Annotated in this window: 20 protein-coding genes; 14 read left to right on the top strand and 6 right to left on the bottom strand. The window is 37.8% G+C overall.

All coding sequences use genetic code 11. From position 1 onward, the window contains the following. The first annotated feature begins 246 nt into the window (after positions 1 to 246). On the top strand, positions 247 to 1,101 hold the full coding sequence (locus ACQKN3_RS15775; RefSeq protein ID WP_251690740.1) for a malate synthase: 855 nt from the start codon (positions 247 to 249) through the stop codon (positions 1,099 to 1,101). 66 nt (positions 1,102 to 1,167) lie between these two features. Here ACQKN3_RS15775 and ACQKN3_RS15780 read toward each other — a convergent pair whose 3' ends face one another. Continuing rightward, positions 1,168 to 1,608: a YtoQ family protein gene (locus tag ACQKN3_RS15780; RefSeq protein WP_427713139.1), complete on the bottom strand. Its 441-nt coding sequence runs from the start codon at positions 1,606 to 1,608 to the stop codon at positions 1,168 to 1,170. 165 nt (positions 1,609 to 1,773) lie between these two features. Between ACQKN3_RS15780 and nadX the strand changes: the two genes are divergently transcribed. After that, complete coding sequence (nadX, locus tag ACQKN3_RS15785; protein WP_427713141.1) at positions 1,774 to 2,550, top strand: aspartate dehydrogenase; 777 nt, start codon at positions 1,774 to 1,776, stop codon at positions 2,548 to 2,550. A 144-nt stretch (positions 2,551 to 2,694) separates the two neighbouring features. Beyond that, positions 2,695 to 3,663: a tRNA dihydrouridine synthase gene (locus ACQKN3_RS15790; RefSeq protein ID WP_427713143.1), complete on the top strand. Its 969-nt coding sequence runs from the start codon at positions 2,695 to 2,697 to the stop codon at positions 3,661 to 3,663. 114 nt (positions 3,664 to 3,777) lie between these two features. Here ACQKN3_RS15790 and ACQKN3_RS15795 read toward each other — a convergent pair whose 3' ends face one another. Continuing rightward, positions 3,778 to 4,536, bottom strand: a complete 759-nt coding sequence (locus tag ACQKN3_RS15795; RefSeq protein ID WP_427713146.1) for an SDR family oxidoreductase — start codon at positions 4,534 to 4,536, stop codon at positions 3,778 to 3,780. Between the two features lie 85 nt (positions 4,537 to 4,621). Continuing rightward, the gene (locus ACQKN3_RS15800; protein ID WP_427713148.1) at positions 4,622 to 5,929 is read right to left on the bottom strand and encodes a GntP family permease; all 1,308 of its coding nucleotides are present in this window, start codon (positions 5,927 to 5,929) and stop codon (positions 4,622 to 4,624) included. Positions 5,930 to 6,122: 193 nt separating this feature from the next. Between ACQKN3_RS15800 and ACQKN3_RS15805 the strand changes: the two genes are divergently transcribed. Continuing rightward, a complete protein-coding gene (locus tag ACQKN3_RS15805) occupies positions 6,123 to 7,037 on the top strand; it encodes a LysR family transcriptional regulator (RefSeq protein WP_427713150.1) in 915 nt (304 codons plus the stop codon). 463 nt (positions 7,038 to 7,500) lie between these two features. Further along, positions 7,501 to 9,162: an SLC13 family permease gene (locus ACQKN3_RS15810; protein WP_427713153.1), complete on the top strand. Its 1,662-nt coding sequence runs from the start codon at positions 7,501 to 7,503 to the stop codon at positions 9,160 to 9,162. A gap of 44 nt (positions 9,163 to 9,206) precedes the next feature. Here the strand turns inward: ACQKN3_RS15810 and ACQKN3_RS15815 are convergent, their stop codons facing one another. Continuing rightward, positions 9,207 to 10,388, bottom strand: a complete 1,182-nt coding sequence (locus ACQKN3_RS15815) for an MFS transporter (RefSeq protein ID WP_251690735.1) — start codon at positions 10,386 to 10,388, stop codon at positions 9,207 to 9,209. A gap of 157 nt (positions 10,389 to 10,545) precedes the next feature. Here ACQKN3_RS15815 and ACQKN3_RS15820 point away from each other — a divergent pair, with 157 nt between their 5' ends. Together ACQKN3_RS15820 and ACQKN3_RS15825 are read left to right on the top strand one after the other, a co-directional pair. Then, positions 10,546 to 11,520 (top strand): alkaline phosphatase family protein, encoded by a 975-nt coding sequence (locus ACQKN3_RS15820; protein WP_427713156.1) that lies wholly within the window; start codon positions 10,546 to 10,548, stop codon positions 11,518 to 11,520. A gap of 8 nt (positions 11,521 to 11,528) precedes the next feature. Then, entirely contained in the window at positions 11,529 to 12,113 is a 585-nt protein-coding gene (locus tag ACQKN3_RS15825) for a hypothetical protein (protein ID WP_427713158.1), read from the top strand. A gap of 33 nt (positions 12,114 to 12,146) precedes the next feature. Here the strand turns inward: ACQKN3_RS15825 and ACQKN3_RS15830 are convergent, their stop codons facing one another. Beyond that, positions 12,147 to 13,031: a patatin-like phospholipase family protein gene (locus ACQKN3_RS15830; RefSeq protein WP_427713161.1), complete on the bottom strand. Its 885-nt coding sequence runs from the start codon at positions 13,029 to 13,031 to the stop codon at positions 12,147 to 12,149. A gap of 399 nt (positions 13,032 to 13,430) precedes the next feature. Here ACQKN3_RS15830 and ACQKN3_RS15835 point away from each other — a divergent pair, with 399 nt between their 5' ends. Genes ACQKN3_RS15835 through ACQKN3_RS15860 form a run of 6 tightly spaced genes read left to right on the top strand, consistent with a single transcriptional unit; the run spans position 13,431 to position 19,354 of the window. Then, positions 13,431 to 14,387: a sugar kinase gene (locus ACQKN3_RS15835; RefSeq protein WP_427713164.1), complete on the top strand. Its 957-nt coding sequence runs from the start codon at positions 13,431 to 13,433 to the stop codon at positions 14,385 to 14,387. Positions 14,388 to 14,410: 23 nt separating this feature from the next. After that, a complete protein-coding gene (locus ACQKN3_RS15840) occupies positions 14,411 to 15,040 on the top strand; it encodes a bifunctional 2-keto-4-hydroxyglutarate aldolase/2-keto-3-deoxy-6-phosphogluconate aldolase (RefSeq protein ID WP_427713167.1) in 630 nt (209 codons plus the stop codon). Positions 15,041 to 15,043: 3 nt separating this feature from the next. Beyond that, complete coding sequence (gene uxuA / locus ACQKN3_RS15845) at positions 15,044 to 16,114, top strand: mannonate dehydratase (protein ID WP_427713169.1); 1,071 nt, start codon at positions 15,044 to 15,046, stop codon at positions 16,112 to 16,114. Next, on the top strand, positions 16,114 to 16,950 hold the full coding sequence (locus ACQKN3_RS15850) for an SDR family oxidoreductase (protein ID WP_427713171.1): 837 nt from the start codon (positions 16,114 to 16,116) through the stop codon (positions 16,948 to 16,950). The genes uxuA and ACQKN3_RS15850 overlap by 1 nt, the downstream gene beginning before the upstream one ends. A 3-nt stretch (positions 16,951 to 16,953) precedes the next feature. Further along, the gene (locus tag ACQKN3_RS15855) at positions 16,954 to 17,958 is read left to right on the top strand and encodes a LacI family DNA-binding transcriptional regulator (protein WP_427713173.1); all 1,005 of its coding nucleotides are present in this window, start codon (positions 16,954 to 16,956) and stop codon (positions 17,956 to 17,958) included. Positions 17,959 to 18,016: 58 nt separating this feature from the next. Further along, complete coding sequence (locus tag ACQKN3_RS15860; protein WP_427713175.1) at positions 18,017 to 19,354, top strand: gluconate:H+ symporter; 1,338 nt, start codon at positions 18,017 to 18,019, stop codon at positions 19,352 to 19,354. Positions 19,355 to 19,400: 46 nt separating this feature from the next. On the opposite strand, the gene ACQKN3_RS15865 is transcribed toward ACQKN3_RS15860, so the two are convergent. Continuing rightward, positions 19,401 to 19,646 (bottom strand): hypothetical protein, encoded by a 246-nt coding sequence (locus ACQKN3_RS15865; RefSeq protein ID WP_427713177.1) that lies wholly within the window; start codon positions 19,644 to 19,646, stop codon positions 19,401 to 19,403. A 228-nt stretch (positions 19,647 to 19,874) separates the two neighbouring features. On the opposite strand from ACQKN3_RS15865, the gene ACQKN3_RS15870 reads away from it, so the two are divergent. Next, positions 19,875 to 21,272, top strand: coding sequence for a hypothetical protein (locus tag ACQKN3_RS15870; RefSeq protein WP_251690725.1), 1,398 nt, complete (start codon positions 19,875 to 19,877; stop codon positions 21,270 to 21,272). Positions 21,273 to 21,326 lie beyond the last annotated feature (54 nt).

A 21,326-nucleotide genomic window follows, 5' to 3' on the forward strand; every position in this document is an offset into this window, starting at 1 on the left:
AATAAAAAGTCAATAAAATTTTTGTATTTTCTTTAAAAAAATGTTATAATAGTCTTATAATTGTTTTCGGTGCGTATTATGTATTCTTTGTTCTTTTTGAGTTCTGTATTAAGGATACGTTTTTATGTACTTTTTTTATTCATGAAAGCAAAAAAATCAGGCAGTTGTCTAAGCTCTTAAAGGGGCTAATTATTGACGGACGATCTAACGTAACTGTGTTTTTATTTTACAAGGAGGATTTAAATAATGAATCTAATCAATAAAAAAGTTACACATAAGCATTTCGGAATGGGTAGTATCGTTAAACAGAATGAATCAAGTATTGAAATACATTTCGCATCGGAAAGTAAAAAATTCGTTTTCCCTGATGTATTTGGAAAGCACTTAGTACTTCACGATAAAGATGATGTTCAAACACTAGAAAAAATCATTCAGAAAAAAGAACTTGAACGAAGAGAAGAAGAATGGCAAAAAGAAGAGAAATTAAAACTCCAGCGTAAAAACCAGGAAATTCGTTTAATACATGAAAAACATATGAAAAACTTCAAACTTCACCCAGAGTCACAATTAGTTTTTTGGTGTGACACTGAAGAACAGCAAACAGCATTTTCAGATTGGAAGGTTTTTTCGGGATTAACGAAAAGCGGTGTAAATAAAGGGAAGCCTGTAAAGCCTATTCGCCTGCACCTAAACAGTGCTGTCTTGTTAACGGCTGTAGATGAAAATTCGCCTGAAAAAGATCGACGCATTTTAGGTGTGTATATGGTAGAAGAGAATTTTATCGGGAAATTGAGTGAAGATGGATATATTCCAGCACATTCAAAATACAGAATTAAGCTGACAGAACAGGAAGCAGAGCAAATGCTGTTCTGGAACTATTATGTAAACGAAAAGTTCACTCACAAAATGACATGGAATACAGGTAAACATCGCTACTTTGACAATGTATGGATGGCTCAAATTTTACGTGATATTATCTCCTTGAAAACGGACCCTCAGGAAAAAGAGCTGGCTCAGCAATTCTTTACACATTTCTGTAAAATGAATGAAATAACAGCGTCAGAATTACCACAGCCTAATGGTGCCTTGAAGCGTATATAATTATATAAATTATTTATAAAAAAGAACGAATTCCATGGAATTCGTTCTTTTTTTGTATTAGGTACTTTATTCAAATATATAACGGATTACTTCAATGGCCTGTTCAACAGTTTCCACTGTTACATTTGCTTTATTAGATAGCTCTTTTAAAGGATGAATTAATGACTCAGGACGAATGATGATCGTCGGTTTATTCAGCGCAATCGCTGTACTTACATCCATTGCGGTATTCCATTGTTTATATTTTTCACCGAATAATGCAATGACAATATCCGCTTTCTGCATTAATACCTGTGTCCGGAAGTTATTAATATCGGAAGCGGCATTGTCCTTATAATATGCTGATGGCTGGATGCCTAAAATTTCCTCGCCAATATTGTCTGAACGGTCATGGTCTGTCTGTGGTGCTACAAAGTGTAAAGGAAGATTTTTTTCCTTCGCCTTTTGTGCAACTTCTTCCCGCCAATCATCATGAATTTGTCCTGCTAAATAAACTGTCAGTTCCATATGAATACCTCCTCTAATTTCTTGCCTTATATTCATACTAACGAATTCATCTATATATTTGAAGTAAACCCTCTGTTAAAGGATGGGAGAATCCATTGCTGAAATTATGATATGGTTGTAGAAGAGTACAATTGAAAATAGAAGATGATTTAAAGGAGGCACACAATGAAAATCGGTTTAATCGGCGCGGGTGCAATTGCTCATTTCCTGTTGGAAGAAATAAATGAAAAGAGGCAAGAAAACTTGCGTATTACAAGTGTTTTTGTGAGGGACAGGGAAAAGCATCATTTACTTGAATCCAATTATGGAGTAAAGGTGTACACGGAAATAGATGCATTTTTAGATTCAGAAATTGATATAGTTGTGGAGGCCGCAAATATTGAAGCGGTTCATACATTGCTACCTTCAGCAATCAGGAAAAAGGATGTTGTCTTAATTAGTATTGGTGCATTAGTGGATGAGGAGCTGTTGGCAGAGCTGAACACCTTAGCGAATGAATTCAACCGAAGACTTTACTTGCCATCAGGTGCAATTGGAGGGTTGGATTTACTCCAAAACGCCCATGTGCTTGGTACAGTTACATCCGTTGCGCTAACAACACGCAAGCCGGCGAGCTCATTAATTGAGGAAACAATCGAGAAAGAGAAAGTGATATTTGAAGGGAGTGCGACGGAAGCGATCCGACGTTACCCTAAAAATATGAATGTATCAATTGTGCTTGCGCTGGCTGGAATTGGATTTGACGAAACGAGTGTAACTTTAGTGGCAGACCCGAAAATTGATAAAAACATTCACCAAATTGAAATGACAGGGGATTTTGGGGAAGCAACATTTACAATTAAGAATAATCCTCTTCCTGCAAATCCTAAAACGAGTTATTTAGCAGCGATGAGTATTTTAGGAACGCTAAAAAGGATAAACAGGAAACTGCTTATCGGTTAATGGAATAAAAAACTATTTATTGATTAAAAGACTGCTTTTTAAATCATCTGCTTTTACTTTTCTGCACTATTTACGCTAATATTGTTAGAGGAAATTTAAAAGTAATAGATGATTGTTTGTGATGAGAGGAATTGAATTTAACATATGAAAGAGAATTTTTGGCAGGAGTTACCGAAACCATTTTTTGTACTCGCGCCGATGGAAGATGTAACTGATTTAGTATTTCGGCATGTAGTGGCTGAAGCAGGAAGACCTGATGTATTTTTCACGGAGTTTACTAACTCGGAAAGTTACTGTCATCCTGAGGGGATCAAAAGTGTCCGTGGGCGTCTAACATTTACAGAAGACGAACAGCCGATTGTTGCACATATATGGGGAGACAATCCCGAGAATTTCCGCAAGATGAGCATTGGTATGGCGGAATTGGGCTTCAAAGGAATTGATATTAATATGGGTTGCCCTGTACCGAATGTTGCGGGGCGAGGAAAAGGCAGCGGTCTGATTTTACGTCCGGATGTAGCAGCAGAGTTAATCGAAGCTGCTAAAGCTGGTGGTTTGCCTGTCAGCGTGAAAACACGACTTGGTTATAAAGAAATCGATGAATGGAAAGAGTGGCTTACCCATATTTTAAAACAGGATATTGCAAATCTTTCCATTCATTTACGTACACGAAAAGAAATGAGTGCTGTTGATGCACATTGGGAGCTTATTCCTGAAATTAAAGCGTTGCGTGATGAAATCGCTCCAAATACACTGTTAACAATTAACGGTGATATTCCAGACCGTCAAGTTGGTTTAGAACTTGCAGAAAAGTACGGAATTGACGGAGTAATGATTGGACGCGGTATTTTCAAAAATCCTTTCGCTTTTGAAAAGGAACCAAAGGAGCATAGTCCTGAGGAGTATCTTGACCTTCTGAAACTACAGCTTGATCTGCAGGACAAGTATGCCGAAGAACTTCCTCGTTCAATGTCGGGACTTCACCGCTTTTTCAAAATTTATGTAAAAGGATTCCGAGGTGCCGGCGAACTGAGAAACCAGTTAATGAATACAAAATCTACCGACGAAGTGCGTGCGTTGCTTAATAGCTTTAATTTAAATAAAGAAGAATAGTAAATAGGCTCGATTCCGTAAAAAAGGAATCGAGCCTATTTATTTCTAGCATGGGTTTTGAATGGTATAGGAAAGATATGTGTTGGTTGTGATAAATTATAAGCTTTAAATAGCTTACATACCACCAGTTACAGGAATTGATTCGCCTGTAATTGCAGCTGCGCCTTCTGAAGCTAAGAAGACAGCTGTTTTGCCAATTTCAGATGGCTCAAGTAAACGTTTGATCCATTGTTTACCTAAGATGTGGTGTGCTACTGCTTCTTCTTCAGTAGTGCCGTCTTTTTCAGCTAAAACTGGAATTTGTTTTTCGATTAATTCTGTACGTACTGGACCTGGCTCGATACAGTTAACAGTAATTCCGTTTGTAGCGTTTTCTAATGCAACTACTTTAGAGAAACCAGTTTGACCTGCTTTAGCAGCACAGTAAGCTGATTTGTAAGCATCAGGAATACGACCGTGTGCAGATACGATATTGATTATACGACCGAAATTTTGAGCTTGCATTGATTTTAAAGAATGTTTTGTCATTAAGAATGTACCTTTTAATATTACATCGTTTAATAGATCCCATTTTTCTACTGGGAAATCTTCTGTTTTGCTGATGAATTGTAAACCAGCGTTGTTTACAACTACGTCTACAGAACCGCGCTCTGCAATTACAGAGTCAATAGCAGTTTTAACTGAAGTTTCGTCAGCTACGTTCACTTTGTAACCTTTTGCGTTCCCTAATTTTTCAGCAGCAGCAATTGCAGCTTCTCCATTTAAGTCAAAGATTGCTACAAAGTCGCCGTTTGAAATGAATTCTTCCGCGATTGCATAGCCGATACCTTGAGCGGCACCTGTAATAACTACTGTACGATTTGTTGTTTTCATTATATAGACCTCCAAAAGTGAATGATTAAAGTGATTGATTATTGGAAAAGGACTCTCATCTCCTCCAATATCTTCAACTTTTTGATTAATACATGAAAATACCGATTAAAACTGCAGCAATTAATGCTAAAAGGTTTGGTACTGTCATGGTGATGAACGAGTATTTGAAAGCTTGTTCATGTGTTAGTTTCGTTAATGCAAATGTTGATAAAATTGCTCCTGAGTGAGGTAGGCCGGTGAATACAGCCGAACTGATTGCAGAAACTCGGTGCATGGCATCCGGGTTTACTCCCATTTCCAAATAAGGGTTTGCGAATGCTTCCATTGTAATTCCTAAACCGCCTGAAGCAGAACCTGTAATCGCACCTAATGCAGCCGATGCAATTGTTAAACTAATTAAAGGGTCGCCAGGAATATTTAGTATGAAGTCTGAAATTGCCTGGAAACCTGGCGCCAATGTAATTACCACACCGAAACCAACTGATGCTGCAGTAAAGAAAATTGGTGTAATCGCACCGTTTGCACCTAAGCTAACTGCTTGTTTATGTGATGGCATATAACGGTGGAAAGCAATTGCTGAAACGATAACACCAGCAGCTAAACCGATTAGTACGATATTTGGAACATCCATTGTACTGCCAGTGAAGATAATAATAATTAAAACTAAAATAGGTAGTATACTTAAGAAGAAAGAAGGGATATCTTCTTTAAGTGCCAATTCTTGTGCATCTTCTTCCGCTATGAATTTTTCATTTTTAGCTAAACTTTTGTTAAGTGCGTAACGCATATAGAAAATACCTGCAACAATTGCAATGATTGTAGCGATAATGCCCATTAAAGGAGCCGCTGTAACAGTTGTTCCTAAATAGTTTGTCGGTACAACGTTTTGAATAGAAGGTGTACCTGGTAGCATTGTCATGGTGAATGTCCCGATCCCTAAAAATACCGGTATTACGATTAAGTTCCACGCAATATTTAACTGTTTAAATAATGGTTTCGCCAATGGGATAATTACGAATAATACTACAAATAAGCTAATTCCCCCGAAAGTTAGAATCGAGCTGATTAAGAAAATGGCGATTAAAACAGGGAACGGTTTATCTGTTCCTGTAATTGATAAAACTTTTTGTGCAATCGCTTGTGCTGCACCACTTTTCTCGATGTATTGAGCTAAAATTGATCCAAGTAAAAAGATTGCAAAGAAATTAACGATAAATCCTGTAAGCCCTGTCATAAATGACGCTTCAGTACCGATCAGCGACGGGAAGAAATCCATGCCGTTTGTAAGGATTACAATGATCGACGCAATTGGCGCTATAAATACAATGCTGAAACCTTTCATTGCTAAAAAGACAATGAATAGGATTGCAACAATAATTCCGAAAGTACCCATGAAATATGTCCTCCTAATAGTATTGGGTTAATGTCAAGTTACTTTTGTGTAACATTAACTATACTATGTCTGAAATTTGTCGGTTTTTAAAATACTATTATTCTTATCACATGTATAACCAATTAGTTATTAAGCGGAATTAACAAATGCTATAATGCCTTAGAATATGGTTGAAATTGAGGAGTTGATGTATATGAAAGAAGATTTATCATTGGAGTATTTAAAGGCCATTCAGGAATACGGGAATATTTCCCATGCAGCGAATGCTCTATTTGTATCGCAACCTTATTTAAGTACGTTCATAAAAAGTTTAGAAACTAAGCTGGGGGCAGAACTTGTTAATCGACAAGTAACGCCGCTTACGCTTACATATGCAGGAGAACTTTATATTTCATATATGGCGGATATACAAACAATTTATGAGCGGATGGAGCGCGATTTGGAAGCAATAACAGAATTGAAAAAAGGAAGGCTGACGATTGGGGTTAATCCGATATTGGCAGCGCATACTCTGTATGATTTCCTCCCTCAGTTTATGAAGAAATATCCCGGTATTGAAATTCAGCTTGAAGAAGGTACAGCTAATGAATTGGAAACATTAATGCTGCAAAATAAAATTGATATAAGCATTAATATGTTACCAATAAAAAATACAGGCTTAATTTATGAAAAGTTATATGAGGAAGATTTTTATTTAGTAATTCCGAAAGGGCATATTTACTTCGAAGAAAATTATAAAGAAGTAAGGCATATACCATTCCATCCTTCTAAATTAAACCATGAAAAGTTTATTTTATTAAAACCTGGTTTAGGATTACGTCGTTTGACGGATCAGATTTTTGAAGAGTATAAAATCAAACCGATCATCATACTTGAAACAAATAATATTGAAAATGCCTTTCGCCTTGCTAATGAAGGGGTTGGTATGACAATTGTTCCTGAATGCGTTATTACGAGAGACCAGCTGCATGTAGATTCGAATTTGTATACAATGGGCAACCCAACTTATAAAAATCAGATTGTTATCAGCTATAAAAAGGATACAGAATTATCTCCGGTTGCTTCAGCATTTTTACAGTTTACAAAAAAGAGATATATGCAATTTTAATTTATATAAGTGATTTTTATTTAAGACATTTGAATTCATTTAAGAATACATTGGTTTTCATTCGAATTTATTATGGATTTAAGAACGGAATTCCTATAGCGGGAACCCGTTCTTTTTTCATGATTAATATAAAATAAATGCTGATTTTCTATTTTTGACAAAAATAAATATTATATTGTAGAAAATTAATTTAACTATTTCACCGAATGAATTTACTTTTTTTAGAATAACATTATATTGTTATATAACAATATTTATTTTATAAAAATACTATTTATATACGAAAAATGTGCCATTTTTTGTATATTTATTTCGTGATATTCATCTGTATACTAAAATCGAAATATTTTAAATACTATTGCTTTTTTTCTTAACCTAAGTAAAAATGTAAAAGGGAATAGCAATATAGCCTTATAAAAATTGGGTTAAAGCTATTTGAAATCAACATTTAGGGGGTAAGGTATTGTTTTCAACAACTTGGAATCGGTTATGGGAAATGCATGATCAAGTAAAAGACATGTTTACTTTTTTCATAAAACCAAATTCTTCAAAGGTCGTGTCAAAGGGAATTACCGGAAAGCAAGAAAATGAAAACTCAGGTAACGGCGGTGGATATACGCCACGCAGTTATACAACAGCTCAGATGATTGGTCTGTTTTTAGGTCCGCTTCTTTTTACTTTAACTTTATTGTTCTTTCAGCCAGAAGGTCTATCGACAGAAGCAAGGGGAGTATTGGCGAGTACTATTTGGATTGCGACATGGTGGATTACTGAAGCAATACCCATTCCGGCAACATCGTTATTGCCACTAGTATTGTTCCCGTTAACGAATAGCCTGGATATGAAAGCAACGGCATCTTCATACGGGGATGAAACAATATTCCTGTTCATGGGCGGATTTATTATCGCTCTTGCAATGGAGAAATGGAACTTACATAGACGTATAGCAATTTCAATTATTTCAATGGTCGGTACAAATATGGACCGAATTGTTCTAGGATTTATGATTGCAACAGGATTTTTATCGATGTGGATTTCTAATACCGCTACAGCGATGATGATGATTCCAATTGGACTTGCCATCATCAACCAAGTTGCAGACGGATTGAAAAATGACCCGTCGATTGATACATCTCCACAGAGTTTTGCATTTGGTAAAGCATTGATGCTCGGAATTGCATATTCTGCCTCACTTGGTGGAATCGCCACATTAATCGGTACACCGCCAAATACATTGCTTGCTGGAGCGATTAATAAAATGTATGGCATTGAACTATCATTTGCTGGATGGATGCTGTTTGGTGTACCATTTGCATGGATTTTTATTTTTGTGACATGGATTTACCTTGTTAAAATTGCGTTCCCATCAAAATTAAAAACAATGCCTGGTGGACGTGCTGTTATTGATAAACAGAAAAAAGATCTTGGAGAAGCCTCATTTGAAGAGAAACTTGTATTCATTGTCTTTGCATTAGCTGCATTTTCTTGGATTACGCGTACATTTTTACTGAGCAAATTTGTCGACGGTTTAACAGATGGTATGATTGCAGTTATTTTTGCGCTTGTGTTATTTGCGTTGCCTTCTGCAAACCGTAAAGGAGAACGCTTAATGGATTGGCAAACAGCAGTAAAGTTACCATGGGGCATTCTGCTACTATTCGGTGGAGGGCTTGCAATTGCTTCCGGTTTTGTAGGAACGGGCTTATCTGAGTGGATTGGTACACAACTTATGGGGCTTGAAGGCGTAAGTGTTATCGTCCTGATTTTCCTTGTAGCAGCACTTGTTCTTGGTTTAACTGAAATTACTTCAAACACTGCAACAGCTTCTATGATGTATCCGATTATGGCATCTCTTGCTGTAGCATTAGGGGTTCATCCTTATGCATTAATGATTGCTGCTGGTGTAGCTGCATCATGTGCTTTCATGCTTCCGGTAGCCACACCGCCAAATGCGGCAGTTTTCGGATCAGGCTATATTAAGATTACGGATATGATGAAGGCTGGATTTGCACTGAATGTTTTCGGTGTTGTTTTCATAACACTGGCCATTTATTTCCTGCTTCCAATTATGTGGGATATTGATCTCAATTCAGTACCGGAAATGTTTAAAGTAATGAATAAGTAATTCAAAAAAGGTGAAATCGAAAAAGATTTCACCTTTTTTATGCTTTAATTATCGTTATATACGGTCATTTTCTTACTTCCAATTAAATAGATGATTAAAATAAGAATCATAAGTACCGCAGAAAAACTGAAGGTCATGCCGTAGCCAACTATACTTGCTATAAAACCTAATCCTACTGAACCAATAGCTAAACCGGAATCGATAAATATAAGAAGCATCGAATTGGCTGTTGCCTTTTTCTCCGGTGGAACAAGTGTTAATGCCCAAGCTTGAATAATGGGATGAAGAATAGCAAAAGCAATTCCGAACAGGACACCTGACAGTAAAACCATGATCATGTTAGTTGAAAAGCCTAATACGACCAACCCGACAGCACCTGAAACTGCAGCCGGAATAATGAGAATTCTATGCCCGAACTTATCGAAAATCTTACCGGAGAAAGAACGGATGATCACCATTGTAATTCCTTGAGCAATAAAAAACTGTGATATGCTTGCCCCTACATTAATTTCTTTCCCAAATGCCCCCATAAAGTTCACAATCCCTGCAATCGTCATATAATTGAATGCTACTAAAATAGACGGAAGAAGAACACGTTTATCGAACATATATTTATAGAACGGCTCTTTATTTTTCTCCTTTGGATGTTCCTTTTCAGCTTTCGTATTTTTTGTAAAAAGACTGCACACAAATGAAAATGCCATAAGACCTAATGTTAGGACCATCATAGACTGGAATGAAAAATTTGCTAAATAGGAAATAGCAATAAGAGGCCCAATTGTTGTCCCAAGGCTCGTAGACATTGCAAAGAAAACAATTCCTTCACCTAAGCGGGACTTTGGCACAATAGTACTGGAAATTGTAAACACCAAATTTGTAAGCATGCAAAATCCAATCCCTTGAAGAGCTCTAATGACGATTAAAAATCCGATTGAATCATTGACGAAAGTGAGGGCGATTGTTCCTATAAAATAAAGCAAAGAAATAATCAGCAGCAATTTCATATTAATTTTTTGGATAATTATACTAGCGAAGAAGCGTGTAATCAGGGATGCAGTCATTAAAGTTGTCGTCATAATTCCTGCAATTGCAGGGTTCTCACTAATCGTGGCTACATAAATTGGAAAACCTGCTGTAATCATATAAAAAGAAACGAACATTATTAAAGACAGTAAAATAATTATTAAGTATTGGTTTGTCCATAGTTTGACTTTTGTTTTATTCATGATGGAAAAACCACCTTTCAAGGCAATATGATAGCAATATAAATTACTTTGCCCATTTCAAAAAAAATTATTTCAGGCCAGGATTTGTTATTAGCGGCATACATTCATAAAGTTCAAACCATACTATTCTTTATATAATTAATTTGAAGGTGACACGATGAAACGAAAATTAATAGTTGCAGCAATCTTTGTTGCTGTTATCTGTGCTAGTTTTTTATTAGCGCTTTCAATTTCCCCATTAAAAAAACTGGAAGGTCAAATAATGAAAAACCCGAATAAACCTGTAGTTCTCATTGTCGTAGATTCCTTAATGAATGAACCATTGCAAAAAGTGATAAAAGAAGGTGATGCACCTGCTTTAGAATATTTAATGAACAACGGACAGCTGCATCAGGAAATGATTAGCTCTTATCCGACGATGTCAGTCACGATTGACAGTACGTTACTAACGGGTACATATCCAGATCAGCATCAAGTGCCGGGATTAATCTGGTTTAAAGAAGATGAAAATCGAATGATTAGCTACGGCAGCGGAATCGGCGAAATCTGGAGTAATGGAGTTAAAAATGTTGCTCTTGATAGTGTTGTCCATTTGAATAGCAGCCATTTAAGTAAAGAAGTGCATACAATCCATGAAGAGCTGGCTCATCGGAATCTTTCTTCAGCTTCGATCAACGGTCTATTATATCGTGGAAATTTTCAACATCGCCTAAATATACCTAAATTAATTACGGTAGCAAATCTTTTGCCGAAAAATATGGATGTTAATGGTCCTGCAATATTTTCACTTGGAACGTTATCTCAATATAATTCAGAAAATAATCGTTATAAATTTGTATGGAATCGTTTAGGTGTCAATAACCAATTTACTGCGAATGAACTGAATTACTTGATTGACCAAAAAATGTTACCGCCCTTTACACTTGCCTATTTACCGGATGCAGATGCTTCTATACACAAACAGGGGCCTGGAGATTTAAAGGGAATACAGAAAGCGGATCAAGCAGTACAAAACATTCTAAATCGCTTTCCATCATGGGAAGAGGCTATAAAAGAAGTAACTTGGATTATACTGGGCGATAGTGGTCAATCGATTGTAACTGATGATAAAGAAACGGCATTAATGATTTAAATCAGTTATTGAAGGATTATACTTTTTGGGAAAGGAAAAATCCGAATTGCCAACTTGCCGTCGCTGTTAACGAGCGTATGTCATACATTTACTTAACTGACCCCCAAGTTGAGCTATCCGAAATCGTAAATGCTTTAAAAGAGGATGAGCGAATTGGCTTTATCGCATGGAAGAGTGGACAAACAAACTATGTCGTTAGCCCACATAGTGATGGAAAGTTAGAATTCTCACCAGATGGTAAGTACGTAGATGATTATGATCAATCATGGCGAATTGCTGGAGATGCCTCAATTCTGAATTTAAAAATGACGAAAGAACAACGTATTGTATATCAGGAGTATCCAGATGCACTTGCAAGGCTGCATGGAGCGCTTCATTCACAGGAAGGTAGAGTTATTATCGTGGATGCTAAACCATCTTATGAATTTATTGAAAAGCATAGCCATGATCATGCAGGTGGTGGCGCACATGGATCTCTTCATAAAGTGGATTCGGTTGTTCCGATTATTGTGACTGGGGCAAGTGAATTACCTGAATCTGATCGATTAGTTGATTTGAAAAAGTGGATACTTCAATTACTGGGTGAATCATAACTATGAAAGCATCCAGTTTTTTTATTGGGGAATTTACCAAACTGGAGACCAGGTTTTTAAAAATTGAATTGTCCGCTCTTTTCCGATGCCCATTAATTTATTTTTTGTTGCTTCATCTAAATCAAATTGGGTTGCACTATATTCTTCAACCGGAATAAAGATAATATTCTTCTCGTGTCTTCGAGAAATATACCGATTATCATGAGCATTTTGCATCGTACTAAATAACGCTTCAAATAGTTGAATTCCATTATTAATATCATGAGGTTTCTTATCCTCGCTTGAACTACTGAGTTTCATACCAAGAACCGGCCGCTCTTTATTTCCATTATCGTAAATCCACATTGGAAAGTTACTCAAAACGCCACCATCTACAATAACAGATTCCCTTTTCCCATTTTTTAAATAGACAGGCTCAAAGAAGAATGGAAGACCGCAACTCATGCGTAAAGCGCGGGAGACCGGAAAACTTCTGGGATCTATATTATAGTGATGCAAATCATCCGGGAGAACAAGAATCTTGCCGTTTGTTAAATCGGATGCTACTAGTTTTAAAATGCCCTTTGGTAAATCTCCGAATGTGTAGATGCCTTTTGTCGCAAGTTTTTCGAGAAACCAGTTTTCCAAGGATTTACCACGATACAAGCCCATTCTTTTATATAAATTAAGCCATTTTAAAAACGGTAACTCGATTATGAATTTCGGGGGATCGAGTAAAACCTTTAAATTTAGTTCATCAAAAATTTCTTCAAGTTCCTTTGTATTAAATCCCGCAGCGATAAAAGTTGCCAATATGGCTCCGGCACTTGTACCGGCTACACGTTCGAACTTCACGCCCTTTTCTTCGAGCGCCCGAATGGCACCTACATATGCAAAGCCTTTAATACCGCCGCCTGAAAAAACCCCATCTACAATCATTCGTTCTCTCCTTCCTTATATTCATTTAGAACGTTCAATACATTTCCGGCTAGAAGTTAGTAGCTTTGGTATTTTTATAATGATTTTTTAAATTTGATGTCATAACAGTATATGATATTAAAAATAAAATGGGCTTATTAATATTAAACAAAATTGGATATTAAGAATTACTATCTCGCAAATTTAATCGCCAAAAAATAAAAAAGAAATTTATGGCCTGAAAAAGCGTATTGAGTCCTTATATAACAGCATTCCGTACTATCAAAAAACATTTTACTTTTAAAATATTCTAAAATTTACTATTGAAATGAAAGCACTTTCAATGTAAGATTTGAATAATTCAAATTACTAAACCGGTTTAGTAATATTTAGCTTAAGTTTTCTCAAGGAGGAATAATTTTGACTACAAATCCAACTGTTTTTACATTAGGAGATGCATTAGTTACGTTTAACCCATCCGAAACAGGACCGCTTCGTTATGTGCAAGGCTTTGCTAAGAAAGCGGGTGGGGCAGAGTTAAACTTTGCTATTGGTTGTGCCCGACTTGGATTGCAGTCGAAATGGATGAGTCGCCTAGGTAATGATGAATTCGGTAAGGGGATATACAAGTTTGCTCGCGGAGAAGGCATTGATGTATCGGACGTTCAGTTTGTTGATGGATATCCCACATCACTGAATTTTAAAGAAATACGTGAAGACGGATCTGGAAAAACCTTTTATTACCGTCATCAATCGCCTGTATTAACAATCGAGCCAGAACATATTACGGAAGAATTATTGAATGGCGTGTCAATCGTCCATTTAACAGGCGTATTTTTGGCAATCGCACCAAAAAATCTGCAAATTGTACTAGCTGTTCTGAAAAAGGCGAAAGAAAAAAATATAAAGATATCGTTCGATCCGAATATACGACTAAAACTATGGACGATTGAAGAAGCTCGTAAAGCGTATGAGCAAATTTTCCCTTATGTAGATATTTTACTTGCAGGGCTGGAGGAAATGGAGCTTATTCAACATGATGTAAGCAAACCTGGACTGGAAGCTTTCGCCAAGCAATATGGGATCATACAGCTTGTTATTAAAGACGGTGCAAACGGGGCAAAGCTTTATTCAGAAAATGTTTGGCACGAAAAGGAAGCTTTCAAGATTACACCAGTTGATACGGTAGGTGCCGGAGACGGGTTTGATGCAGGATATATATATGCGACACTTCACAATTATTCACCGATAGAGAGTCTTACTTTTGCGAATGCGGTAGGCGCATTAGTAACGACTGTAAAAGGTGATAATGAGGGGTTGCCGGAACTACAGGAAGTACTCGACTTTAGGAACAATATTAAAACAATTGAACGTTAATCAAATTAAAGGGAGATGAACATATGGTAAAGGCTGAAACATTAGCAGCGATTACAAGTTCGAAAGTAGTAGCGGTGATTCGAGGAAGTTCAGCAGAAGAAGCAATCGCTCTTTCGAATGCAGCGATTGAAGGGGGCATTCATTTAATCGAACTCACTTACACAACGCCAAATACACAGCAAGTATTGGAAGCATTCCGAAACTCCGATGCAGTAGTAGGTGCTGGTACGGTACTTGATGCAGAAACAGCACGTCATGCGATTTTGAATGGAGCAAGATTTGTTGTAGGCCCACAGTTCAGCAAAGAAGTAGCAAAAGTATGCAATCGTTATGCTATTCCATATTTCCCGGGTTGTATGACGATTCAGGAAATGGTATCGGCACTTGAATATGGCTGTGATGTGATTAAATTATTCCCTGCAAATAACTTTAAACCTTCGTTCATCAAATCAGTTAAAGGTCCATTACCGCATGTACAGATTATGCCGACTGGTGGCATAAATACTGACAATATCGGTGAGTGGCTTGATGCGGGAGCAATCGCAGTAGGTATCGGCAGTGATTTAAATAAAGCTTATGCAACAGGCGGACATGCAGCAGTAGTAGAAGCGAGCAGAAAATATGTAGACGCAGCAAAACAAGGGGAGGTGTAAAAGATGAATATTACATTTCGATGGTACGGAAGAGGAAATGATACAGTGACGCTCGACCATATCCGCCAGATTCCGAATGTTAAAGGAATTGTTTGGGCATTGCATCAAAAGGCAGCAGGCGAGCTTTGGACGAAAGAAGAGATTAAAGAAGAAGCAGAGTATATACAGTCAAAAGGTTTCCATATTGATGTTGTTGAAAGTGTCAACGTTCATGAAGATATTAAGCTCGGTCTTGGTAACCGCGATTTATATATTGAAAATTATAAACAGACAATACGGAACTTGGCGGAAGTAGGCGTTAAAGTAATTTGTTATAATTTCATGCCGATTTTCGACTGGACGCGGACAGATATGTTCCACCCGCTTGAGGATGGGTCGACAGCACTTTACTTCGATAAAGAAAAAGTACAAAGTCTTGACCCGCAGCAGCTTGTGAAAACGGTTAGTGAAGCTTCTGATTTAACATTGCCAGGTTGGGAGCCTGAACGTATGGCCCGTATCGCGGAACTTTTCGAAGCTTACAAAGAAGTGGATGAGCAAAAGCTATGGGACAACTTACGCTACTTTTTAGATGCTATTATCCCAGTTGCTGAAGAGGTTGGGATACGTATGGCCATCCATCCGGATGATCCTCCGTACTCAATTTTTGGCTTACCGCGCATCATTACAGGAGCTGCAAGCTATGAAAAATTAATCGATATCAATGATTCTTTAGCCAACAGTTTTACATTCTGCTCTGGATCGATGGGTGCATCACCTGAAAACGACATGGTTGCGATTGCTGAAAAATATGCATACCGTTCACCGTTTGCCCATATTCGTAACGTTAAAATCGACGAAAATGGCAGCTTTGCAGAAACTTCTCATTTTACATCAGATGGTTCAATTAATATTAAAGGAATCGTAAAAACTTTGCATGATCAAAATTATACAGGCTATGTACGTCCGGATCATGGCCGTCACTTATGGGGAGAAGTTTGTCGCCCTGGCTACGGTTTATATGATCGTGCACTCGGTATTATGTATTTAAATGGTTTATGGGATGCTTACAGCGAACAAACAGGAGGCAAATAATGATTCCAATACACGAAAATTTAGCAAATAAAGTAGCAGTAATTACAGGTGGCAGCGGTGTTCTATGCTCAAAGATGGCACAGGAATTGGCACGCCAGCAAGTAAAGGTGGCGATTATCGGTCGTACTGAGTCAAAGGTCGAAGCAGTTAAAGAGGAAATCGTTGCAGCAGGGGGGACTGCTGTGGCAATAACTGCTGATGTACTTAACAAAGATTCTTTACTTGTAGCAAAAGAGCAAATTCTTGAGCATTTTGGCCGTATTGATTTTTTAATTAACGGTGCAGGCGGAAACCATCCAGATGCGATTACAGAAAAAGAGTATTATGAGGCAAATTCTACAGGTCTTTCATTTTTTGACCTTCAGGAAAATGGTTTTTCAGATGTATTTTCTTTAAATTTCACAGGGACATTCCTGGCGTGCCAAGTGTTTGGAGAGGCACTTTTACAAGCTGAAAATCCAGCCATCATCAATATTTCATCGATGAGCGCATACACACCATTAACGAAAATTCCTGCGTACAGTGCAGCAAAAGCGGCGATTAACAACTTTACAAGCTGGATGGCTGTTCACTTTGCTGAAACAGGCTTACGTGTAAATGCAATTGCACCAGGATTTTTCATTACTCAGCAAAATAAAGATCTGCTCGTTGACACAGAAGGAGAGTATACAGCACGTTCGAAAAAAATAATTGAAGCAACTCCGATGAAAAAATTTGGTGAGCCAGATCAGTTATTAGGGGCGCTCCTATTTTTACTGGACTCTTCTTATTCATCATTTATTACGGGAACAACAATTGCAGTAGATGGTGGCTTTAACGCATATTCGGGGGTGTGATATTTGAAAAATATCACGATTTCCGATGTCGCAAAGCATGCGGGAGTTTCTAAAAGTACCGTTTCGCAATACTTGAATGGCCGCTATGAATATATGAGCGAGCATACCCGAAAAAAAGTGGAATATTCCATTCGCGAGCTTAATTACCGACCAAATATTATTGCTCGCAGTTTGTCGCAAAAATCCACTTTCACTGTAGGAATTATTGTCGCGAACATTCTACATTCATTTTCCACTCATATTATTCGAGCAATTGAACTGAATTTTAATAAACACGGCTTTCATACAATCGTATGCAATGCGGATGATGAACCTGAGAAAGAACGGCAGTACATTGAAATGCTCATGGCAAAACAGGTGGATGGGATAATTATTTTCCCGACTGGAGATAATCTGGATTTGTATGAGCAAATGAAAAAGAAACAGTATCCGATTGTTTTCATGGACCGTACGATAGAGGGGTTGGGAATTCCTTCTATTTTACTGGAAAACGAACAAGCGGTAGAAATGGCGGTAAAGGCATTGGCCGACAACGGGCATAGCCGGATTGCCATGCTGACCGCACCGGTAACACGTAACATTACACCACGGCTGGAGCGAATTGAAGGTTATAAAAAAGCTTTAGTGAGTAGAGGCATACAAGTAAAAGATGAATATATACATAGTGTCGAAGTCGAAGAAATGAAAGTGTCTCTTCGTAATATGTTTAAACTGGATCAACGGCCGGAAGCGATCATCGCAGGCAGTGACCGTGTATTAGTCGAAATCTTAAACTTTGCAAAAGAGAATCAACTTGTCATTCCGAAAGATTTAGCGGTTATCGGTATTGACGATGTATCATTTGCAAACTTGTTTACACCCCAACTTACGACCATTTCACAGCCGACAAAACAAATGGCGAATAAAGCTGTGGAGTTGTTATTACAGCAAATCAAAGGGGATCAAAAGCTGTCTGACTACAAAACAATCCGCTTTGGTGGCCAACTTAATATGCGTCAAAGTCATTAATACAAAAGCTGTGTGTTAGATAAGCATGGATGTGCAGCTATTAACCTAGGGGGAAAACATGGATTTCATAGTAGACTATTTACCGATCATCTGGGTCGCACTTGGTGTCGGTTTATTATTATATTTAAACATCGTTGTAAAATTAAATAGTGTATTAGCTTTACTTATTGTTGCAATTCTTGTTGGGGTTTTAAATGGTTTATCTTTAACGGATGTTGTGACATCTGTTAAAACAGGCTTTGGGAGCACACTTGGTAGTTTAGCGATTATTATCGGTATGGGTGCAGTTCTCGGGAAGTTAATGGTTGATTCAGGGGCTGCCCAACGAGTTGCCTCGACATTGCTCAAAAAATTCGGAGCAAAAAATGTAGAATGGGCGATTTTAATTGTCGGTGCAATTTTCGGTATTTCTGTATTCTATGAAGTGGCGTTTATTATTTTGGCACCATTAGTTATTTCAATTGCAATTGAAGCGAAAATGCCTTATTTACGCTTAGGAATTACAATGGTTGCAGCTGCTACGATGGCGCATAGTATATTCCCGCCACAGCCAGGTCCGACTGCACTTGTAGAAGCATATGGTGCGGATATGGGTATGGTGTATCTGCTGGGGATTGTTGTAGCGGTACCGGCAATTATAGCAGCGGGGATTATTCTTCCGCGTGTTTTAAAGAATTTGGATTTGCCAATACCTCCATTATTGAAAAAATCCGAAGAAGTAAATCTGGATGAAGCACCAGGTTTTGGAATTAGTTTATTAATTCCGTTATTACCGGCGATTATTATTACAGGTGCTACGATTTACAATATGATTTTCGATAAAGAATCGGCTGTCGGCCAATTTATTAACTTTTTAGGTAGTGCTGAAATTAGTATGATTTTGGCAGTACTGATTGCGATTTATGTATTCGGTATCCGTCTTGGCCGTACGATGAAGGAAGTAATGAATTCGTTCTCGGGTGCGATAGAAGGTATTGCAATGATTATCTTTATCGTCGGATCTGGTGGTGCATTTAAACAGATCATTTTAGATACAGGCATCGGTGATCTTATTGCAGGCGTGATGCAAAATACGTCCATTAACCCATTAATTATGGCTTGGCTGATTACAGCGGTTATCCGTATTGCTACGGGTACAGGGGTTGTGTCGGCGATTACAGCAGCAGGTATTGTAGGACCGTTAATCCATACATTTGATGTCAATCCGGTACTGATGGTTTTGGCAACAGCGGCGGGCAGTAATACAATTACCCATGTTAACGATGCATCTTTCTGGCTGTTTAAAGAGTACTTCAACTTATCGATTAAAGATACATTTAAAACATGGGGTCTTCTACTATTCACGACATCGATTGTCGGTCTTAGCGTAGTATTAATTCTGGATATATTTATTTGATAATTTTGATTATGGCATGTCCGAAACTTTATTTCGGACATGCTTTTTATTGTTCCTGTATAAACAGGATCCGCTCAAAGCTGCAATCTCTGCAAACGAGTAAATGTGGACAAATCTCATCTTTAGCGGTATTTGAATAGCCGTCAAAAAGCTTAACAGTATTTTCATCATTATAATGTCCGTATGGATCTGAATAATCGGCTATCTTTCCTCCATCCTGCAGCGGACTGTTACATGTCGGACATGTCATACTGACTTTTTCTAATGCATTGCATAACGGGCAAATCGCCATAAGTACACCTCTATTTTTATCTTTTATATGTAATATGTCTCTTTACCATCAATAAATAAACACAAATGACCAAGGAAGTTATTTTTAGAATGGCCTTACTAACATTGAGCTATAATTTATAGAATCTAGGCGAATAACATAAAAACTTAAAAAATATATATTGGTACTAGGCGCTCACAACCTTTCTTTTCTCTCCATATGCTAAGTAAAAAGGAAAAGAGGTAGAGTATGGGGATTGAAATAACAGCTCTCCACTGGATCTATGTTGTTTTCATCATGCTGATCATTATCTTTATGATTAGACGTCTGGATACAACATTGATTAGTATTGTGGGGATTTTCGTTATTGCTTTCGTCGCGACAGGGGATTTTGTTTCTTCAATTGGCGGGGTTTTTAATAGCTTTATTTATGCAATAACCGAACTTTTATCTACTATTTTAATTATTTCAATTATCGTTGCGATGAGCCGGGTACTAACTAAAACGGGAATTAATGAAGTAATGATTGCCCCTTTTACAAAGATTATTAAAAACCCGACATTAGGATTTTGGACAATCGGGATATTGATGATGATCATTTCCTGGTTTTTCTGGCCATCACCTGCAGTTGCGCTACTCGGGGCTGTTTTGTTGCCTGTAGCTATACGGGCGGGACTGCCGGCATTAGGTGTAGCGATGGCAATGAACTTATTCGGTCACGGGATTGCGTTATCCAGTGATTTTATTATTCAAGGTGCACCGAAGTTAACGGCTGATGCTGCAGGACTTCCTGTAGGAGATGTCATATCGGCAAGTATTCCTCTTGTCATAACGATGGGGGTTGTGACGACAGCTGTAGCATTTTACTTTTTGAAGCGGGATATGAAGCGCGGCACTATTCCTTTAGTGGGAACGTATGATAATAGTACAGAGCAAGAGCTGGAGCAAACGGAAAATCTATTATCGATGACTCAGAAAAAAATCTTCGCTCTTTTAATTCCGGTTGTCTTTGTACTGGATGTTGTTGCAATGGCTATTTTTGATCTTCAAGGGGGAGACGCAACAGCACTAGTAGGAGGCACTTCTGTTTTTATCCTGCTGATACTTTGTGTTATTGCTTATAAAAAGAAAGGGCTCGACCAAACAACGAGCTACTTTATTAAAGGGTTTCAGTTTGGGTTTAAAGTATTTGGACCGGTCATCCCGATTGCGGCATTTTTTTATTTAGGCGACGCGGGTTTCCTTACAATTCTCGGAAATCATTTGCCTGAAACATCACATGGTATAGTGAATGACCTTGGTATGGGACTGGCGGCGCTTGTACCATTAACAACGGAAATTGCTGTTGTGACATTAACAGGTGTTGGGGCAATTACAGGACTGGACGGTTCCGGATTTTCAGGGATTTCATTAGTCGGATCACTAGGGAATTTATTTGGTACTGCAATCGGAGAAGGTACGGCTACATTGACTGCTCTTGGTCAAATTGCTGCTATTTGGGTAGGTGGCGGTACACTTGTTCCATGGGCGCTAATTCCTGCAGCAGCCATTTGTAATGTTAGCCCGTTTGAGCTTGCGAGAAGAAATCTTGTACCGGTAATAATCGGTTTAATCGTGACGACGATTGTAGCGCTTTTCATTATTTAACATTGGAAAGGGACGTATAAAATTTTTTACTTGGCACCTCATTACAAGTATGAA

Source organism: Solibacillus sp. NPDC093137, assembly GCF_050280445.1.
Classification (GTDB): domain Bacteria; phylum Bacillota; class Bacilli; order Bacillales_A; family Planococcaceae; genus Solibacillus; species Solibacillus isronensis_B.

What these genes read in the sequence shown, in the direction of transcription:
- ACQKN3_RS15775 (WP_251690740.1), top strand. Translation starts at nt 247, where the DNA reads ATGAATCTAATCAATAAAAAAGTTACACATAAGCATTTCGGAATGGGT.
- ACQKN3_RS15780 (WP_427713139.1), bottom strand. Translation starts at nt 1,608, where the DNA reads ATGGAACTGACAGTTTATTTAGCAGGACAAATTCATGATGATTGGCGG.
- nadX (WP_427713141.1), top strand. Translation starts at nt 1,774, where the DNA reads ATGAAAATCGGTTTAATCGGCGCGGGTGCAATTGCTCATTTCCTGTTG.
- ACQKN3_RS15790 (WP_427713143.1), top strand. Translation starts at nt 2,695, where the DNA reads ATGAAAGAGAATTTTTGGCAGGAGTTACCGAAACCATTTTTTGTACTC.
- ACQKN3_RS15795 (WP_427713146.1), bottom strand. Translation starts at nt 4,536, where the DNA reads ATGAAAACAACAAATCGTACAGTAGTTATTACAGGTGCCGCTCAAGGT.
- ACQKN3_RS15800 (WP_427713148.1), bottom strand. Translation starts at nt 5,929, where the DNA reads ATGGGTACTTTCGGAATTATTGTTGCAATCCTATTCATTGTCTTTTTA.
- ACQKN3_RS15805 (WP_427713150.1), top strand. Translation starts at nt 6,123, where the DNA reads ATGAAAGAAGATTTATCATTGGAGTATTTAAAGGCCATTCAGGAATAC.
- ACQKN3_RS15815 (WP_251690735.1), bottom strand. Translation starts at nt 10,388, where the DNA reads ATGAATAAAACAAAAGTCAAACTATGGACAAACCAATACTTAATAATT.
- ACQKN3_RS15820 (WP_427713156.1), top strand. Translation starts at nt 10,546, where the DNA reads ATGAAACGAAAATTAATAGTTGCAGCAATCTTTGTTGCTGTTATCTGT.
- ACQKN3_RS15830 (WP_427713161.1), bottom strand. Translation starts at nt 13,031, where the DNA reads ATGATTGTAGATGGGGTTTTTTCAGGCGGCGGTATTAAAGGCTTTGCA.
- ACQKN3_RS15840 (WP_427713167.1), top strand. Translation starts at nt 14,411, where the DNA reads ATGGTAAAGGCTGAAACATTAGCAGCGATTACAAGTTCGAAAGTAGTA.
- uxuA (WP_427713169.1), top strand. Translation starts at nt 15,044, where the DNA reads ATGAATATTACATTTCGATGGTACGGAAGAGGAAATGATACAGTGACG.
- ACQKN3_RS15850 (WP_427713171.1), top strand. Translation starts at nt 16,114, where the DNA reads ATGATTCCAATACACGAAAATTTAGCAAATAAAGTAGCAGTAATTACA.
- ACQKN3_RS15860 (WP_427713175.1), top strand. Translation starts at nt 18,017, where the DNA reads ATGGATTTCATAGTAGACTATTTACCGATCATCTGGGTCGCACTTGGT.
- ACQKN3_RS15865 (WP_427713177.1), bottom strand. Translation starts at nt 19,646, where the DNA reads ATGGCGATTTGCCCGTTATGCAATGCATTAGAAAAAGTCAGTATGACA.
- ACQKN3_RS15870 (WP_251690725.1), top strand. Translation starts at nt 19,875, where the DNA reads ATGGGGATTGAAATAACAGCTCTCCACTGGATCTATGTTGTTTTCATC.